General features: G+C 70.2%; 17 protein-coding genes and 1 tRNA gene. 11 read left to right on the top strand and 7 right to left on the bottom strand.

The window, feature by feature from the left end; genetic code table 11:
- Positions 1–180: 180 nt before the first annotated feature.
- Together ACHAAC_RS11740 and ACHAAC_RS11735 are read right to left on the bottom strand one after the other, a co-directional pair.
- Positions 181–1,440, bottom strand: a complete 1,260-nt coding sequence (locus ACHAAC_RS11740) for an MFS transporter (RefSeq protein ID WP_435716424.1) — start codon at positions 1,438–1,440, stop codon at positions 181–183.
- Positions 1,437–2,015 (bottom strand): ArsR/SmtB family transcription factor, encoded by a 579-nt coding sequence (locus tag ACHAAC_RS11735; RefSeq protein WP_435716423.1) that lies wholly within the window; start codon positions 2,013–2,015, stop codon positions 1,437–1,439. Before ACHAAC_RS11735 ends, ACHAAC_RS11740 begins: the two co-directional genes overlap by 4 nt.
- Before the next feature lie 360 nt (positions 2,016–2,375).
- On the opposite strand from ACHAAC_RS11735, the gene ACHAAC_RS11730 reads away from it, so the two are divergent.
- The 7 genes from ACHAAC_RS11730 (at position 2,376) to rdgB (ending at position 8,739) form a co-directional block, all read left to right on the top strand.
- Positions 2,376–3,353: a ribose-phosphate diphosphokinase gene (locus ACHAAC_RS11730; RefSeq protein WP_435716422.1), complete on the top strand. Its 978-nt coding sequence runs from the start codon at positions 2,376–2,378 to the stop codon at positions 3,351–3,353.
- 93 nt (positions 3,354–3,446) lie between these two features.
- Positions 3,447–4,913 carry an ABC transporter substrate-binding protein/permease gene (locus ACHAAC_RS11725; protein ID WP_435716421.1) on the top strand — a complete coding sequence of 489 codons (1,467 nt, stop codon included), beginning with the start codon at positions 3,447–3,449 and terminating at the stop codon, positions 4,911–4,913.
- Entirely contained in the window at positions 4,910–5,689 is a 780-nt protein-coding gene (locus ACHAAC_RS11720) for an amino acid ABC transporter ATP-binding protein (protein ID WP_435716420.1), read from the top strand. The genes ACHAAC_RS11725 and ACHAAC_RS11720 overlap by 4 nt, the downstream gene beginning before the upstream one ends.
- 56 nt (positions 5,690–5,745) lie before the next feature.
- Positions 5,746–6,552, top strand: coding sequence for a glutamate racemase (gene murI, locus ACHAAC_RS11715; RefSeq protein WP_435716419.1), 807 nt, complete (start codon positions 5,746–5,748; stop codon positions 6,550–6,552).
- Positions 6,549–7,298, top strand: a complete 750-nt coding sequence (locus tag ACHAAC_RS11710) for an MBL fold metallo-hydrolase (RefSeq protein WP_435716418.1) — start codon at positions 6,549–6,551, stop codon at positions 7,296–7,298. The genes murI and ACHAAC_RS11710 overlap by 4 nt, the downstream gene beginning before the upstream one ends.
- 59 nt (positions 7,299–7,357) lie before the next feature.
- Positions 7,358–8,095, top strand: coding sequence for a ribonuclease PH (rph, locus tag ACHAAC_RS11705; RefSeq protein ID WP_435716417.1), 738 nt, complete (start codon positions 7,358–7,360; stop codon positions 8,093–8,095).
- Positions 8,095–8,739, top strand: a complete 645-nt coding sequence (rdgB, locus tag ACHAAC_RS11700; protein WP_435716416.1) for an RdgB/HAM1 family non-canonical purine NTP pyrophosphatase — start codon at positions 8,095–8,097, stop codon at positions 8,737–8,739. Before rph ends, rdgB begins: the two co-directional genes overlap by 1 nt.
- 18 nt (positions 8,740–8,757) lie before the next feature.
- On the opposite strand, the gene ACHAAC_RS11695 is transcribed toward rdgB, so the two are convergent.
- Complete coding sequence (locus tag ACHAAC_RS11695) at positions 8,758–9,465, bottom strand: SGNH/GDSL hydrolase family protein (RefSeq protein WP_435716415.1); 708 nt, start codon at positions 9,463–9,465, stop codon at positions 8,758–8,760.
- Positions 9,466–9,565: 100 nt separating this feature from the next.
- Between ACHAAC_RS11695 and ACHAAC_RS11690 the strand changes: the two genes are divergently transcribed.
- The gene (locus ACHAAC_RS11690) at positions 9,566–10,717 is read left to right on the top strand and encodes an acyl-CoA dehydrogenase family protein (protein ID WP_435716414.1); all 1,152 of its coding nucleotides are present in this window, start codon (positions 9,566–9,568) and stop codon (positions 10,715–10,717) included.
- 102 nt (positions 10,718–10,819) lie between these two features.
- On the opposite strand, the gene ACHAAC_RS11685 is transcribed toward ACHAAC_RS11690, so the two are convergent.
- Positions 10,820–11,284, bottom strand: a complete 465-nt coding sequence (locus tag ACHAAC_RS11685; protein WP_435716413.1) for a tRNA (cytidine(34)-2'-O)-methyltransferase — start codon at positions 11,282–11,284, stop codon at positions 10,820–10,822.
- 26 nt (positions 11,285–11,310) lie between these two features.
- Here ACHAAC_RS11685 and ACHAAC_RS11680 point away from each other — a divergent pair, with 26 nt between their 5' ends.
- Positions 11,311–11,751, top strand: coding sequence for an SRPBCC family protein (locus ACHAAC_RS11680; RefSeq protein ID WP_435716412.1), 441 nt, complete (start codon positions 11,311–11,313; stop codon positions 11,749–11,751).
- On the opposite strand, the gene ACHAAC_RS11675 is transcribed toward ACHAAC_RS11680, so the two are convergent.
- Positions 11,748–12,656 (bottom strand): carbohydrate kinase family protein, encoded by a 909-nt coding sequence (locus ACHAAC_RS11675; RefSeq protein WP_435716411.1) that lies wholly within the window; start codon positions 12,654–12,656, stop codon positions 11,748–11,750. The genes ACHAAC_RS11680 and ACHAAC_RS11675 overlap by 4 nt on opposite strands.
- A 76-nt stretch (positions 12,657–12,732) precedes the next feature.
- On the opposite strand from ACHAAC_RS11675, the gene ACHAAC_RS11670 reads away from it, so the two are divergent.
- Positions 12,733–13,962 carry a Fic family protein gene (locus ACHAAC_RS11670; RefSeq protein WP_435716410.1) on the top strand — a complete coding sequence of 410 codons (1,230 nt, stop codon included), beginning with the start codon at positions 12,733–12,735 and terminating at the stop codon, positions 13,960–13,962.
- A 7-nt stretch (positions 13,963–13,969) separates the two neighbouring features.
- Here ACHAAC_RS11670 and ACHAAC_RS11665 read toward each other — a convergent pair whose 3' ends face one another.
- Positions 13,970–14,398, bottom strand: coding sequence for a GAF domain-containing protein (locus ACHAAC_RS11665; protein ID WP_435716409.1), 429 nt, complete (start codon positions 14,396–14,398; stop codon positions 13,970–13,972).
- 303 nt (positions 14,399–14,701) lie between these two features.
- On the opposite strand from ACHAAC_RS11665, the gene ACHAAC_RS11660 reads away from it, so the two are divergent.
- Positions 14,702–16,057, top strand: coding sequence for an ice-binding family protein (locus ACHAAC_RS11660; protein WP_435716408.1), 1,356 nt, complete (start codon positions 14,702–14,704; stop codon positions 16,055–16,057).
- A 47-nt stretch (positions 16,058–16,104) separates the two neighbouring features.
- Here the strand turns inward: ACHAAC_RS11660 and ACHAAC_RS11655 are convergent.
- Positions 16,105–16,186, bottom strand: a tRNA-Leu gene (locus tag ACHAAC_RS11655).
- Positions 16,187–16,532 lie beyond the last annotated feature (346 nt).

The raw sequence follows: 16,532 nt of genomic DNA, 5'->3' as shown, positions 1-16,532 counted from the left end.
CCTCGACGCCCTCCAGGTCCTTCTGAGGACGAGTGACCGCGGACCTGGCGGCATGTCCTAGGGCCACGTCACATTGCGACGCGAATGCCCCCGCCCCAGGGCCGGTCGACTGCGGCCCGCCTCGTCAACGAGCGTTCTGAGATGCGAAGGCCCGTGAAGATCTGGTGTGTCGGGGCGGGTTCAGGTGTTCGAGGCGAGGGATGCGTGGCGGAGCTCGCGGCGGGTGGTGAACACTGCAGCGGCTGTCATGGCTAGCGCCGCGTGCAGTGCGAGGGTCGTGCCGGCGCCGATCCAGTCGACGAGGACGCCGATCGTCAGGCTGCCCAGGGGGACGGAGGCGAACACGAGGAGCAGCATGATCGACATGACGCGTGCCCGGGTGGCTTCGGGGGAGGCTCGTTGAACCAGAGAGGTCAGCACCAGTCCTTGCAGTGCCGAGCTGACGCCGATCGCTGCGTAGAGTCCGGCGGCGACTTCCAGGCTCGAGGTCTGGCCCACGGCCACGAGAGTGAGCGCCGCGGCCGCCATTGCGACTATCGCGGTGGCGCCCGCTCTGTGGCCGACGGGGAAGGCGAGGGTGAGGAGGAATGTTGTCGTGGCGCCGATCGTGAAGGCGGTGAGAAGGACGCCGGCACCGAGCGCCCCGGCATCCAACAGCTCGTTGGAGATGAGAACGAGGCCGAGGTTGAGCGGACCCGACAGCGACAGCTCGACGATTCCTACGGTGAAAAGCAGGGTCGCGAGGAGACGATCGGCAAACGCTGCCCGCAGCCCTTCGCGGATGCGGCTGATGGGCCCCGTGGGATCGCCGTCGAGGTGACGCCCGATGTCATCGATTCTGCTGGGTGCGGTCCACTTCACGGTGAACGTTGCGACCAGGAAGCCGATCGCGTTGGTGACCGCCACCATCGCTAGACCGCCGAGGCCAAGTATCGCCGCGCCTGCGGGACCGCCGGCGGCTTGACCCGAGCGAAGGCCGATCAGATAGAGCGCGTTGCCTCGCACCAAGTGGTCGTCATCGAGCAGTCGGGGGCGCAGTGCGCCCGAGGCAGGGATGAACAGAGCGCCGAGGAGTGCCAGCACCGCGGCCACGATCAGCAAGAGCGGCACGGTCGCCTCCCAGATGAAGATCGCGACCGCGGCGCCAGCCATCAGCGCCGCACGGGCCGCGTCGGTCCAGATCATCACCCACCGGGGGCCCCGCGCATCGGCAAGGACGCCCCCACCAAGAAGCGCAATGATCCGAGGAACTCCAGCAATAGCGAGTCCCGCTCCGGCTGCGCTCGCGCCCGCCAGGTCGGCCAAGGTCGATGCCAAGGCGATTGTCCATGCGGCCTCTCCCAGAGAGGACAGCCCGACGCCGGAGACGAAAGACAGGTACCGGGCCGAGAACGGAGACAGGGCAGCCGATCGACGGTCGGGGGACGGGTCGGCCGTCACGGTTCAGACGGCAGGCCGTGGGCGAAGACCAGTACCGGTTCTCGACCGTCGACCTGATCGGTCGAAGCACTGCGCTCACTCCAGCGCTGCATCACCTCTTCGAGCTCCCCGGCAAGGGATGCCAGCTCATCGGGCGAGAGCGACAGCCAGCGTTCTATCGAGAACGAGCCCTTGCTCCACTCGGAGCGCTTCCCGGACTCGGCGTCGAGCCACTGTGAGACAGCCGCGACCTGTCGCTCCAGGCTCATTCGTTGGAGGGTCTCGGCCACGGCCCGATCAGCCGGGGCCTCCTGGAAGTCCTCAGAGGACCAGCGCGCCGGCCCCGAGTGGCGCCACCACCTCTCGCGCCCGTCGCGAGCGTTCTCCGGCGCCTCCTCGACCAGGCCCGCCAAGGACAGGACCTTGAGGTGAAAGCTGATGTTCGCGACACGCTGATCCGTCGCCCTGGCCAAGATGCTCACCGAAGCGGGTCCCTTCGCGGACAACACGTCCAGCAGTCGTCGCCGCAGGGGATGAGCGAGCGCTCGTAGGACGCTCGCCTCGGTGGTCAGGTCTGGGCTTCCGTGATCAGCCATGCGCCGACGCTAACTTTGCAACAACCATTGTGCAATAGATGTTGTGCACCTCTGGAAGAGCGGCCGGACCCCGTGACGTGGCCGGACCACCTCAGCTCCTATGGCATCCCAGGATCGGTGGTCTCCGGGACGACGCGACCGCTTCACGGGCACCCCCCTGGAAGTCCGTGAGTCCATGCGTCCCGAAACTGTGTCTCGGAACCCAGGGAGCCTGGACCCCGGAGGTGGCCTTTTTGGGACGGCCGCGTGGGACGGCACAGAGCTCCCGGACCGCGATGAGCTCGCGAAAATGTCGGGGTCGGTCGTGAGGTGATCGTGGACGGTTGCCCGGTGACTGGTCGGCTGGGCTAGCCTCGTCCCGTGCGCGACATCGTGGTGTTCACCGGCAACGCCCATCGAAGCCTCGCCGAGGACGTCTGCAGTGCCCTGGGCGTGCCGCTCTCGCCGTCGGACTGCATCCGCTTCTCCAACGACTGCCTGCAGGTGCAGCTGCTGGCCAACTGCCGCCAGCGCGACGTCTACATCATCCAGCCGCTCGTGCCGCCGACGCAGGAGCACCTGATGGAGCTGCTGCTGATGATCGACGCCGCCCGTGGCGCGTCGGCCGCCTCCATCACGGTCGTCATGCCGCACTACGCCTACGCGCGCAGCGACAAGAAGGACGCCTCCCGCATCTCCATCGGCGGTCGCCTCGTGGCCGACATGCTCGTCACCGCCGGGGCCCAGCGAGTGGTCACGATGACGCTGCACGCGCCGCAGGTGCACGGCTTCTTCACCGTCCCGGTGGACCACCTCACCGCGATCGGCGAGCTCGCCGAGCACTACCGCGGCAAGGATCTCTCCGACGCGGTCGTCGTCTCCCCGGACCTCGGCAACGCCAAGACCGCGTCACTCTTCGCCCGGCTCCTGGGCGTCCCCGTCGCGGCCGGCAGCAAGCAGCGCAAGGCCGACGACAAGGTCGTCATCGACGCCATCGTCGGCGACGTCGCGGGCAAGCGGGCCATCGTGCTCGATGACGAGATCGCCACCGGCGGCTCCATCCTCGAGCTCATGGACAAGCTGGAGGAGGAGGGCTGCACCCAGGCGTCCGTGGCGTGCACGCACGGCCTGTTCACCGGCAAGGCCGTGGAGCGGTTGCGACACCACGCGGGCATCACGGAGGTCGTCACCACGGACACCGTCCCCGCCCCCACCGACTGGCCCGAGCTCACCGTGCGCTCCGTGGCGCCCCTGTTCGCCGAGGCGATCGCCCGCATCCACGCCGGCGAGTCGGTCTCGAGCCTGTTCGACGGCGTGGACCCCGCCCACGCGCCACCGCAGCCGAAGCTGCCGCTGTAGGGTCCGAGGGCCGGACGCCGCGGACCTGCTGCGACCGATCTTCTAGCATCGGGGGATCGCGTCGTCTCGGCGCGGACACGATCGGGAGGTCACATGCGCATCGTCCTGAGGGCGCTCGCCGTCGTCATGATCGCCCTCGCTCTGTCGCCTGCCGCGACGGCGGTGGCTGCGCAGGACGACCGGCCCGTGGTCCGGGTGGGCACGGAGGGCACGTACCCGCCCTTCTCCTTCAGCGAGGGAGGTCAGCTCTCCGGCTACGACATCGAGGTCGTGCAGGCCGTCGCAGACCGCGCCGGCTGGGAGCTGGAGTTCGTCGAGTCGCAGTTCGATGCCCTGTTCGGCGCCCTCGACGCCGGTCGGATCGACATGATCGCCAACCAGATCACCATCAATCCCGAGCGGGAGGCGGCCTACGTCTTCTCCGAGCCCTACACGTACTCGCGCGGAGTGATCGTCGCGGCCACGGACAACGACGAGATCACGTCGCTGGAGGACCTCGAGGGCAAGGTGACCGCCCAGTCCGCCACCAGCAACTGGTCGCAGGTGGCCGAGGACGCCGGTGCGCGCGTGGAGAACGTCGAGCAGTTCGCCCAGGCCGCGGATCTGGTCTCCCGTGGCCGGGTGGACGCCATCGTCAACGACAACATCGCCGTGCTCGACTACCTGGCGAGCACGGGCGACGACCAGGTCGAGGTCGTGGGCGAGGCGGGGGACGAGATCAGCCGTCAGGCCTTCGCGTTCGGGCCGGAGGACGAACAGCTCGCGCTGGAGGCCGATCAGGCCCTGGAGTCGCTGCGCGCCGACGGGACGCTGACCGAGATCAGCGAGGAGTACTTCCGCGCCGACGTCAGCGTCGAGGACGGCGGGGAGGCCGACGTCGGTGAGGGGCGGGGTGGGGCCTCGCCGTGGCAGGTGGTCAAGGACACCGCCTGGCCGGCCTTCGTCGCGCTGGTCAAGGTCACGCTGACGCTCACCATCCTCAGCTTCACCGTCGGTCTGGCAGCGTCGGTGCCGATCGCGCTGGCCCGCATGTCGACGTCACGCTGGTTGTCGTGGCCGGCCCGCGCGTTCATCTCCGCCGTGCGCGGCACGCCTCTGCTGCTGCAGCTCTTCGTGGTCTTCTTCGGGCTGCCACAGGTCGGCATCGACCTGCCGTCCTACGTCGCCGGCGCGCTCGCGCTGAGCGTCAACGTCGCAGGCTATGCGGCCGAGAGCGTCCGCGGGGCGCTCCTGTCGGTGCCGAACGGACAGCACGAGGCGGCCGCGACGCTCGGGATGGGCCGAGCCCTGGCGCTGCGACGCGTCGTCCTGCCGCAAGCGGCCCGCATCGCAGTGCCTCCGCTGTCCAACACCCTCGTCTCGCTGGTCAAGGACACCTCCCTGGTCTCCGTCGTCCTGCTCACCGACCTCTTCCGGATCGTCCAGGTCGAGGCGTCGGCGTCCTTCCAGTACCTGCCGTTGTACGCGCTCGCCGGGCTGTACTACTGGATCGTCTGCACCGTCCTCTCCAGCGCACAGCAACGACTGGAGACCCGACTGAACAGGTACGTGACGACATGACCGACTCCACCCAGACCTCCGTCGTCGAGGCGAGAGCGCTCCACAAGGCCTTCGGCGACAACATCGTCCTCGACGGCGTGGACCTCGACGTCCCCGAGGGCACCACCACGGCGATCCTCGGCCCGTCCGGATCGGGCAAGACGACGTTGCTGCGCGCGCTCAACGCCCTCACCCCACCGGAGTCCGGGGTCGTGCGCGTCGATGACGTCGAGGTCGACTTCGCGGCCCTGCCGCGAGGACGCGCCCGGCGGCGAGAGATCGAGCAGCTGCGACGCCGCAGCGCCATGGTCTTCCAGTCCCACGAGCTCTTCCCGCACCGCACCGTCCTCGGCAACCTCCTGGAAGGTCCCGTGCACGTGCTGGGCGTGCCGCACGACGACGCCGTGGAACGGGCACGCGAGCTGCTGGCGCAGGTCGGGCTCTCCGACAAGGAGGACGCCTACCCGGCACAGCTGTCCGGTGGTCAGCAGCAGCGCGTCGGCATCGCCCGGGCGCTCGCGCAGCACCCGCGGGTCGTGCTGCTCGACGAGCCGACGTCGGCTCTGGACCCCGAGCTCGTCGGCGAGGTGCTCGCCGTGATCCGTGACCTGGCGACCCAGGGCTGGACCATGGTCGTCGTCACCCACGAGGTGCGCTTCGCCGAGCAGGTGGCCGACCAGGTCGTCTTCATCGACGGGGGAGTGGTCGTGGAGCACGGGCCACCACAGCAGGTCATCGCCGATCCACAGGAGGAGCGGACCCAGCGCTTCCTGCACCGCATCCTGCAGGTGCCCTGAGCCGCTCGGCCGGTACGGGTGGTGGCGCCCCGGGTCGTTCCGTAGGCTCGCTCCTTGTGGCGGACGCACCGATCGGCATCATGGACTCAGGCTTCGGCGGCCTGACGGTCGCCCGCGCCGTCATCGACCAGCTCCCGCACGAGTCGGTGCTCTACCTGGGGGACACCGCACGCCAGCCCTACGGCCCGCAGCCCATCGCCGCGGTGCGCGAGTACGCCCTGGAGTGCCTGGACCACCTGGTCTCACGCGGAGTCAAGGCCCTCGTCATCGCGTGCAACTCAGCGAGCGCGGCGGTCCTTCGCGACGCCCGGGAGCGCTACGACGTCCCGGTCGTCGAGGTCATCGTCCCGGCCGTCCGCCGAGCGGTGCGGTCGACGCGGACCGGCGTGGTGGGGGTCCTGTGCACGCAGGCGACGGCGTCCTCGGGCGCCTACGACGACGCCTTCGCCGCCAACGTGACCCTGCAGGTCCTGACCCGCGTGTGTCCGGCGTTCGTCGACTTCGTGGAGGCCGGGGTGACCAGCGGGCCGGAGGTCGAGGCGGCAGCACGGGAGTACCTCGAGCCGCTGCGCGAGGCCGGTGCCGACACCGTCGTGCTCGGCTGCACCCACTACCCGCTGCTGACCGGGGCCATCTCCTACGTCCTCGGCGACGACGTCACGCTGGTGTCGAGTGCGGAGGAGACCGCCAAGGAGGTCTACGCTCGCCTCGTGAGCGAAGGTCTCGAGCGCGACCCGGCGCTGCCCGCCCCCCAGCACCGGTTCCTGACCACCGGCCGCCCCGACGACTTCGGCGTGCTCGGCCGTCGCTTCCTCGGCCCGGAGCTCGAGTCCGTCGACCAGGTCGCGCAGGTGCAGGCGTGAGGCTCACGGTCGTCGGCTGCTCCGGCTCGTTCCCGGGCCCGGAGTCCGCCTCCAGCTGCTACCTCCTCGAGCACGAGGGCTACCACCTGCTGCTCGACCTCGGCAGCGGCGCCCTCGGGCCCCTGCAGCGCCACGTCGACCTGCGCGACATCGACGCGGTGGGGCTCTCGCACCTGCACGCCGACCACTGCTTCGACCTCACGGGCTTCTTCGTCGTCAGCAAGTACCACCCCGACGGCGCCCTGCCCGGCATCCCGATCCTTGCCCCCGACGGTGCCGAGCCCTTCCTCTCCAGCGCCTACGGCCGCAGCGAGGGCGTGGAGATGTCCAACCAGTTCCGCTTCCGCGACTGGGTGGAGGGTGAGCCGACGACGCTGGGCCCGTTCACCGTGACCGCGACGCTCGTGGACCACCCCGTCACGGCCTACGCATTCCGCATCGAGGCCGGGGGCAGCGTCATCGCCTACTCCGGTGACACCGGGCCCATCGACGTCCTCGTCGACGTCGCGGCGGGGGCCGACCTGTTCCTCTGCGAGGCCTCGTTCGTGGAGTCCAAGCAGAATCCGCCCAACCTGCACCTCACGGGTGCCGAGGCCGGTGAGTACGCCACCCGGGCCGGGGTCGGGCGCCTGCTCGTGACGCACATCCCCTCGTGGACCGACGTCGCCGAGGTCGAGGCGGACCTCAAGACCACGTACGCCGGGCCGTACGACATCGTCCGCGCCGGCGACGTCTACGAGCTCTGAGCGACCGCCGCCGCCCCCGGGCGCGGCGGCCCCGCCGGACCGCTCGGTAGTCTCGCGGCATGACTTCCCGCGAGGACGGCCGCACCGTCGATGAGCTCCGCCCCGTCACCCTGACCCGCAGCTGGCTCGACCACGCGCAGGGTTCCTGCTTGGTCGAGTTCGGCAAGACCCGCGTCCTGTGCGCCGCGAGCGCCCAGGAGGGCGTCCCGCGCTGGCGCAAGGGCTCCGGACTGGGCTGGGTCACCGCCGAGTACGCGATGCTGCCCCAGGCCACGCACGACCGCTCCGCCCGTGAGTCCGTGAAGGGCCGGATCGGCGGACGGACCCACGAGATCTCGCGCCTGGTCGGACGCTCGCTGCGGGCCGCCATCGACTACAAGGCGCTGGGGGAGAACACCATCACCATCGACTGCGACGTGCTGCAGGCCGACGGAGGAACCCGCACGGCCGCCATCACCGGTGCCTACGTCGCCCTCGCCGACGCCGTCGCCCACCTGCGTGACAAGGGTGCGCTGGCCGGGGAGCCGCTGGTGCAGTCCGTCGCGGCGGTCAGCGTCGGCATCATCGACGGGACGCCGATGCTGGACCTGCCCTACGTGGAGGACGTCCGCGCCGAGACCGACATGAACGTCGTCATGACCGGCAGCGGCTCCTTCATCGAGGTGCAGGGTACCGCCGAGGGTGCTCCGTTCGACCGTGCCGAGCTGGAAGCCCTGCTCGCCCTCGCCGAGAAGGGCTGCGCCGACCTCACGACGCTGCAGACTGCCTCCCTTGGCTCTGGGGCCCTGGGCCGCTGATGGCCCAGGTGGTCCTGGCGTCCAACAACGCCAAGAAGCTCGCCGAGCTGCAGCGCATCCTCGCCCCGCTCGTCCCCGGGGTCGAGGTGCTCGGGCTGGCGGACGTCGCCGCGTACGACGAGCCGGCCGAGACCGAGCCGACGTTCGAGGGCAACGCGCTCATCAAGGCTCGTGCCTGCCTGGCCGCCACCGGACTGCCCTCCCTCGCCGACGACTCCGGCCTGTGCGTCGACGCCCTGGCAGGGATGCCCGGGGTCCTCTCCGCCCGTTGGTCCGGCGTGCCGAAGAACGACGACGGCGGCCGGGGACCATGGGCGACGGGCTGGAGCACCGACCAGGCCAACAACTGGCTGCTGCTGAGCCAGCTCGCCGACGTCCCCGACGAGCGGCGGGGGGCCAGGTTCCGTTGTGCCGTGGCCCTCTGCACCCCAGGCGGCGACGAGGTCGTGGAGCTCGGCGAGATGCCAGGTCGCATCCTGCGGTCCGAGCAGGGCGAGGGCGGCTTCGGCTACGACCCGCTGTTCGCCGCGGACGGGCACGACGTCTCCACCGCGGAGCTGTCGCCGCAGGACAAGGACGGCATCAGTCATCGTGGTGTGGCACTGCGTCGCATCGCCCCGGCGGTGGCGGCCGCCCTGGCTTGACGGCCCGAGCTCGACGCCTCAGCCCGGTGGTCGCGAGAGGGCAGCGATCACGCGCTCGCCCAGCGCCATGCTGCCGGCCCGGGTCGGGTGCACACCGTCGGCGGTGTGGCCGGGACGATCCAACGTGCCCGTGGTGCTGACGTACTCCAGGTCCTCCCGAGAGGCGGCCGTGCGGACGATGGAGGTGATGCGGCGATGCTCCCACGGGTGCATCTCGCCCCATGGCGGCCCCAACACGACGATCCGCGTCGTCTGGGGCAGGTGCTTCTGGGCCTGACGCAGGTAGGTCACCACGGCGTCCGCGACCGCGGCGTCGGTGGACCGCACCCGTCGCCCGTCCCGGCACGTCGACCAGTCGTTGCGGCCGCCCTGGATGAGGAAGACCGAGGGCGGGTCGTCGAAGGCCTGGTGCCGGTCGATGAAGCGATCGCCGGTGCACTGCAGCCCGTGCCGCTGGTACCCGGACCCTGACTGCGCGTACGTCCGGACGTCGGCGTCGTAGTGGCGGCCGACGAAGCTCCACCAGGCCTGGTCGTCCGCGCCGGCGTCGTCGCCGTAGCGGGCGGTGATCGAGTCGCCGACCACGACGATGCCGTCGGGGAAGGCTCCGTCACCGGCGTGCGCCGACTGTGCCGCCTGGACGGCGAGGAGCGAGCCGGCGAGGGCAAGCGCCATCACGGCCGTCATGACACGGCGTCCGCGTCCGCGTCCGATCGCGATCTTCATCAGTCACCCCTCTTCGACCACCGTACGACGATGTCCGCGGCGGGGACGTCCGAACGGGGGATCGCAACAGGATCGTCACCTCAGCGGTAGCGTGCGCGGCATGGATCTCACCCTCAGCGAGGAGCAGGCCGGCTTCCGCAGCCTGGCCCGAAGGTTCTGTGACGCCGAGATCGTCCCGTTCCGCCGGGACTGGGACCGGGCCGAGTCCGTCGATCTGGACCTGCTGCCCAAGCTGGGCGCGATCGGCTTCTTCGGTCTCACGATCCCCGAGGAGCACGGTGGCGTCGGTGGGGACCACCTCACGTACATGCTCGCGATGGAGGAGCTCGGCCGCGCGGACTCCTCCGTGCGTGGCATCGTCTCGGTCTCGACCGGGCTGGTGGCCAAGCCGCTGCTCGCCCACGGCACGGACGAGCAGAAGGCCCGATGGCTGCCGAGACTCGCCAGCGGGGAGTCGTTGGGCTGCTTCGGGCTGACGGAGCCCGGACACGGCTCCGATGCGGGGAACCTGCGCACCCGGGCCCGCCGTGACGGCGAGGACTACGTCATCGACGGCACCAAGATCTTCATCACCAACGGGACCTGGGCCGACATCGCGCTGGTCTTCGCCCGGACGGGGGAGGACGGACCGCGGGGCATCTCGGCCTTCCTCGTGCCCACGGACAGCCCCGGCCTGGAGCGCACCGTGATCATCGGCAAGCTGGGGCTCCGTGGACAGGCCACCGCCGAGCTCGCCTTCGACGGGGTCCGGGTGCCGGCCTCGGCGATGCTGGGCGCGGAGGGCAAGGGCTTTCGCATCGCGATGGAGACCCTCGACAAGGGTCGCGTCGCCATCGGTGCGAGCTGCACCGGCATCATCCAGGGCTGCCTGGAGTCCGTCGTTGCGTACACCACCTCGCGCGAGCAGTTCGGCCGTCCGATCGCTGGGTTCCAGATGGTGCAGGACATGATCGCCGAGATCAGCGTCGACGCCGACGCCTCCCGGCTGCTCGTGTGGCGAGCCGCGGACCTGATCGACCGGGGCGAGCCGTTCGGGGTGGAGGCGTCCAAGGCCAAGTACTTCGCCTCCGAGGCCGCCGTCCGGGCCTCCAACACCGCGATGCAGGCGTTCGGCGGCTACGGGTTCGTCGATGACTACCCCGTGCAGAAGTACCTGCGGGACGCCCGGGTGATGACGTTGTACGAAGGAACGAGCCAGGTGCAGAAGCTGCTCATCGGACGAGCCGAGACCGGCATCAGCGCCTTCACCTGACCCACTCCTAGCCGGGACTCGAAATGTGTGAACGCCAGCCCGCCATGGTCTTCTCTGCAGGGGAATCGGGTGCTGGGGCTCACAAATCTCGGAGGGGACGGGTCAGACGCCGCCGGGGAAGCCGTGCTGGCGCCAGGCCTCGTAGACCGCGACGGACGCACAGTTGGCCAAATTCATCGAGCGTCGCCCGGGCAGCATCGGCAGGCGAAGCCGGTCGGTGACACGTGGGTGGCGCTGGACGTCCTCGGGCAGCCCGTCCGGCTCCGCGCCGAAGAGCAGGACGTCGCCGCCTTGGTACTCGACGTCGGTGTACGAGCGGGTCGCCCCGGTGGTGAAGGCGAAGATCCTGGCCTCGCCCAGCGCCGCGAGCGCGGTCTCGAGGTCCGGGTGGACGGTCATGACGGCGAGGTCGTGGTAGTCGAGGCCGGCGCGGCGCAGGTTGGCGTCGGAGAGGTCGAAGCCCAGCGGCTCGACGAGGTGCAGCTCGGTCCCGGTCGCGGCGGCGAGCCGGATCGCGTTGCCGGTGTTGCCCGGGATGCGGGGCTCGTGGAACAGCATGCGGAACATCAGGACGTCACTCTAGAGTGAGGCGCATGCCAGCCCCCGTCCGCCCAGCCCCCGTCCGCGTCGACGTCACCCACCTGTTCGCCTCCGACCCCGACTCCGTCTTCGAGGCGCTCGCCGAGCACGAGAACCTGGGCGACGTGTTCGGTGCGTCGATCACCCGCGTCCGCGACGGGGACACCAGCCGCAACGGGGTGGGCTCCATCCGGCGGCTCAAGATCGGTCCACTCCCGGCTTTCGAGGAGACCGTCACCGGGGCCGAGCCCGGATTCCTGATCACCTACGAGATCAGCAAGGGCAGCCCACTCACCGGTCACTGGGGCGAGCAGCGGCTCCTGCCCACGGGCAACGGCGGCACGCGCCTGGAGTACCGCATCGGTTTCGACGCGGCCCTTCCCGGTGTCGCCGCGCTCGTCGCGACGGTGCTGCAGCGCCGCATCCCGCAGGGCTTGTCCCGTCTGGTGCCCTAGGCGCCGAAGAGCTCCTCGCGCCACGGGGGCTGGGACCCGGCGCGCCCCACGACGATGCCGGCGGACCGTGCCGCCACCTCGCTGACGCGCCGCCAGAGCGTCAGGTCGGCGGCCCGGAGCTGTGAGCTCCCCGTGATTCCCATCAGGCCCTCGTCCACCAGGGCGGCGATGATCCCCGACATGAAGGCATCGCCGGCGCCGACCGTGTCCACGACGTTTCGAGCCGACGTCGGCACGGCCACCGATCCGAGGGGGGTGTGGGTGCGGGACCCCTCGCCGCCGTGGGTGACGACGACGGCGGCGGGGCCCTGGCCGAGCCACTGGCGAGCGACGTCCTCGGGCGCTTCGCCGGGCTCCAGCCACGCCAGGTCCTCATCGCTCACCTTGACGATGTCGGCCAGCTGGACCAGCGAGGCCACTCGCTCACGGGTGGCGGCACGGTCGGGGACGAGGGACGGTCGGATGTTGGGGTCGAACGTCACGATGGAGGTCGGGGCGTGACGGCGCAGGAGGTCCTCGACCTCGTCGGCACCGGGGGGCAGGAACGCCGCGATCGAACCCGTGTGGACGATCTCCGGCGGATCGTCGGTCTCGATGCGGCCCGGATCCCAGGTGATGTCGAACTCGTACGTCGCGGTGCCGTCCTCGTCGAGAGTCGCGGCGGCGCTCGCGGTGCGCTCGGGCACGTTCAGCCCGTCGAGCCGCATCACGCCCGCCGAGGTGAGGTGCTCGCGCAGCAGGCGACCGTGCCCGTCGTCCGCCATGGTTGCGGCGAGCTGCACCGGGAGGTCCAGCCGACCCAGGCCCACGGCGACGTTCGCCGGTGACCCACCGGCGTGCGCGCTCGTCGATCCGTCGGCGCGATGCACCACGTCGACGAGGGCCTCTCCGGCGATGAGGATCATGCCCACGATCCTGCCTCATCTCGGTGCGGGGTCGTTCGCCCAGTCCTCCCGGCGAGTCTGGAAGGATGACGGAGTGATGACGTCGCAGCCCGGCTCGCGGGACTGGCCGGCCCACACCCCCGAGATCCGCTCCTGGCAGCAGTCCGTGCGGCGTGGCCCCAAGGCCGACCGGGACCTGCGGGAGATCGAGGTCCGGCGCCCCCCGTTCATCGGCGACGCCCGGTTCACGGCCGATCGCCCGCTGCGCGTGATGATGGAGAACACCCTCGGCGGCATCGCCCAGCTGGACCGCACGCACCGGGGGCGGCTCGGCGGCCTGAACCAGCTGCTGCTGCGCACCGAGTCCGTGGCGTCGTCGAAGATCGAGAACGTCGAGGCGAGCCTGGCCGACTACGGTCGGGCCGTCATGGGCTCGGCCGCGAACGCCTCCGCGGTCTCGATGGCCGCCGCGACCGAGGCGCTCTCGGGCATCATCCGCGACGTCGACGAGACCGGCGAGATCCGGCGGGAGGCGCTGCACGCAGCCCATCGGGACCTGTTTCGCCACCACTCCTCGCAGCAGCACCACGCGGGGGAGGTCCGGACCGTGCAGAACTGGATCGGCGGCAGCGACTACTCGCCGCGCAACGCGCTCTACGTCCCGCCGCCCCCGGAGACCGTGGACGGCTACCTCGACGACCTCTTCGTCTTCGCGAATCGCGACGATGTCCCGGTCATCGTCCAAGCAGCCGTCGTGCACGCGCAGTTCGAGTCCATCCACCCCTTCATCGACGGCAACGGTCGCATCGGGCGCACCCTCATCCACGCCGTGCTGCGTCGCCGCAAGACCACCCGTAATCTCACCGTCCCGATCGCCTCGGGACTCGTGGCACACCGTGAGCAGTACTTCGACGCGCTGGGGGACTACCGGGCCGGCTACGCCTACACGCTCATCGCGATGCTGACCTCCGCCATGACCATCGCGACGCACGAGTCCCGTCGCACGGCCTCCAACCTGCTGGATATCCGCCAGGAGTGGGACGAGGCCCTCGGCCCGGTCCGGCCGGGATCGAGCGTGCACCGGATCCTCTCCTCCCTGCCGTCGAGGCCGATCCTCACCGCGGACGACGCGGCCGAGCGGCTCGACCTCGCCACGAGCACCGTGCACTCGGCGATCAACCGGTTGCACGAGGCGGGGGTGCTCGAGCCGACGTCGAGGCGCAAGCGCGATCGCGTCTGGGCGGCGCAGTCCATCCTGGACGAGCTCGCCGACCTCAATGACCGCATCGGCGCGCTGAGCCGCACCAAGAGTCGTTGGAACGTCTGAGGCCGTCTCAGGCGAGTCGGTGCCACGTGTCCCGGGTCGCCTCCAGGGCGCCGGCCAGGCCGATGGTCTGTAGGTTCCGGCCGCCGCGGGAGAAGGCGTACGTCACCTGCTCCGGCACCAGGACTGGATCGACCGCGTCCGCCACCCAGGTGCAGGGACGGACGTGGACGAGGTCGACGCGTACGGCCTCGGGGGAGTCGTCCGTGCGCAGGGCCCCCGTGATCCGGCCGAGGTGGAAGCCCTGCTCGCTCTGCGTCCAGGCGAAGGAGCCGTCCGCGGCCTGGGCGTAGCGCTCGAGCCGTCGCTCCGCCTGCGCGTCGCTGGCCCGGCCCATCCCCACGAGGCCCAGCGCCAGCGCCCGCGCGACCGTCGCGGCCACGTCAACCTCGTCGCGGCGCGAGCGCATCGGCGCCCGCAGCACCGTGGTCTCGTCCATGTGACGACGGTAGTTCCTTCAGGGGCCAGATGGCCTCTGCAAAATGTAACCGCGAGTTCTGCAGAACTTGTGAGACAGTTGTGGTGCGGCTCACGCCAGGGAGCGAGTCGCCAGATTCGCCGCACCCGGCCTTCGGACCCCGTGCTGACGAGGTCGCGCGGCCAAGGAGGGTCGACGCGCCACAGGTGCCACGTGGTGGCCCGCAGTGAGCGCACGGCGCCTCTGGCCCCCTTGGGCCCGCCGGAACCACTCGCGCAGAGGATCGGCACCGGTTCGCTCGTCTCATGGGACGAGGTCGAGAAGGTGTCGAAGACCAGCGACTGCCCGGCCGACCTCGTCGGCCTCCTCGGAGGATCCATGACCAGCACGAGAACACCCCATGACCTGAGACGCCTGAAGCCCCTCGTGGCCTGCGTCGGCGCCGCAGCACTCATCGCCATGACTGCCTCGTTCGGCGGCGATGCCAGAGCAGCGGACGCCAGCACACCCGTCGAGCTCGGCACAGCCGACCAGTTCGGGGTGCTGGCCTACTCCGCCATCACCAACACCGACACCGTGCTCGACCGGACGAGGATCGAAGGCGACATCGGCGTGTCCGAGCCTCCGTCGCCCATCACCGGCATCGACGACGAGCAGAACCTCGTTCCGCCGAGCCAGAACCGTGGGGGTGACGCGGTCACCCAGGAGGCGAAACTCGACCTCGACACGGCGTACGAGGAGGCCGCACTTGCCGAGGGGGAGAGCATCGGCGCGGAGCTGGCCGGGGAGAGGCTCGTTGGGGGCGTCTACGAAGCCCCCGTTTCGTTCCTGCTCAGCAACGGGACCCTGACGCTCGACGGCGGGAACACCGACGGATCCCCCTCCAACAGCGTCTTCATCTTCCAGACCAGCGAGACCCTGACCACCATAGGAACTAACAGCGGGGTGGCCCTGACCGGTGGAGCACAGGCCTGCAACGTGTTCTGGCAAGTCGGCAGCTCCGCGACCTTCGGCACCGGCACCGGCACCGGTACTGCCCCTTTCGTTGGCACGGTGATGGCCCAGGCCTCCATCACGGCGCAGACAGGGGCGACCTTCGAAGGCCGGCTCCTGGCGATAGATGGCGCCGTCACGCTGGACACCAATACGATCACGCGACCCGAGCCGTGTGTGCGAGATGCCGACGACGGTGACACCGACACTGTCGGTGACGATACTGATACCGATGGCACGGATACCGATGGCACGGATACCGATGGCACGGATACCGACGCCGACGCCGATGGCGGTGTCGCCGACGCCGACGGAGATGTCGGCGATGCGGATGCGGATGGCACCGATGGCGATGGCACCGACGCTGATGGCACCGACGCCGATGCGGGCGCGGATGCAGACGCCGGTACCGACGTCGATGCGGACGGCACCGATGCGGGCGCTGACGCAGATGCGCGCGCGGATGCTGCTGGGAGCGACGTGGATGCCGATGTCACGAGTGCGGACGGTGCGGATGCCGACGGCACGTCCGTGGACGGTGGGACGAGCACCGGAGGCTCGACGCCGGGTGGCTGGCTTCCGGAGGCTGGGGGACCGTCACTGATCCTCATCGTCGCCGGAGCGCTGGTCGCGCTCGCGGGAGCCGGCATCCTCCTGGCTCGGCGGCTGTCACCTCGTCGCCACTGAGGGCTTCGCCCCGGGGCGGGTGGTCTCCACCGCCCCGGGGACGAGGGTGCCGATGACAGGACTCGAACCTGCACGCCCTGGGGCACAGGAACCTAAATCCTGCGTGTCTACCAGTTCCACCACACCGGCCCGCACCAAGACAATAGGCGACGCCCACGATGACGGAGCCCCTCCGTCATCCATCCCGAGCAAGACTCGCGCACCGGGATGGAGAACGGTGGCAGGACGGATCGCGCTGCCGGGGAGGACTTCCAGGGTCCGGCAGGGGCCGCAGGGGAAACGCCCCTTCGTCAACCACGCCGCGGAGATCGCGCACCGGGATGGAGAACGGTGGCAGGACGGATCACGCTGCGGGAGATGACCACGAGAGTCCGGCAGGGGCCGTGAGGAAGCCCTCCGTCTCACGCATCACCTGCACGGTTTCCTCGATCTGCACGGGAAGCAACCCGTGCAGACGAAGGAATTCCGTGCAGCT

The organism is Aeromicrobium sp. CF4.19, assembly GCF_051262555.1.
Classification (GTDB): domain Bacteria; phylum Actinomycetota; class Actinomycetes; order Propionibacteriales; family Nocardioidaceae; genus Aeromicrobium.
Note: the sequence above shows the minus strand (reverse complement) of the source record. Positions and strands in the feature narration are given on the sequence as shown.

Bases quoted from the DNA above. Each gene is read 5' to 3' on its own strand.
- ACHAAC_RS11735 (WP_435716423.1), bottom strand. From the start codon at position 2,015: ATGGCTGATCACGGAAGCCCAGACCTGACCACCGAGGCGAGCGTCCTA.
- ACHAAC_RS11725 (WP_435716421.1), top strand. From the start codon at position 3,447: ATGCGCATCGTCCTGAGGGCGCTCGCCGTCGTCATGATCGCCCTCGCT.
- ACHAAC_RS11720 (WP_435716420.1), top strand. From the start codon at position 4,910: ATGACCGACTCCACCCAGACCTCCGTCGTCGAGGCGAGAGCGCTCCAC.
- rph (WP_435716417.1), top strand. From the start codon at position 7,358: ATGACTTCCCGCGAGGACGGCCGCACCGTCGATGAGCTCCGCCCCGTC.
- rdgB (WP_435716416.1), top strand. From the start codon at position 8,095: ATGGCCCAGGTGGTCCTGGCGTCCAACAACGCCAAGAAGCTCGCCGAG.
- ACHAAC_RS11695 (WP_435716415.1), bottom strand. From the start codon at position 9,465: ATGAAGATCGCGATCGGACGCGGACGCGGACGCCGTGTCATGACGGCC.
- ACHAAC_RS11690 (WP_435716414.1), top strand. From the start codon at position 9,566: ATGGATCTCACCCTCAGCGAGGAGCAGGCCGGCTTCCGCAGCCTGGCC.
- ACHAAC_RS11685 (WP_435716413.1), bottom strand. From the start codon at position 11,284: ATGTTCCGCATGCTGTTCCACGAGCCCCGCATCCCGGGCAACACCGGC.
- ACHAAC_RS11680 (WP_435716412.1), top strand. From the start codon at position 11,311: ATGCCAGCCCCCGTCCGCCCAGCCCCCGTCCGCGTCGACGTCACCCAC.
- ACHAAC_RS11675 (WP_435716411.1), bottom strand. From the start codon at position 12,656: ATGATCCTCATCGCCGGAGAGGCCCTCGTCGACGTGGTGCATCGCGCC.
- ACHAAC_RS11670 (WP_435716410.1), top strand. From the start codon at position 12,733: ATGACGTCGCAGCCCGGCTCGCGGGACTGGCCGGCCCACACCCCCGAG.
- ACHAAC_RS11665 (WP_435716409.1), bottom strand. From the start codon at position 14,398: ATGGACGAGACCACGGTGCTGCGGGCGCCGATGCGCTCGCGCCGCGAC.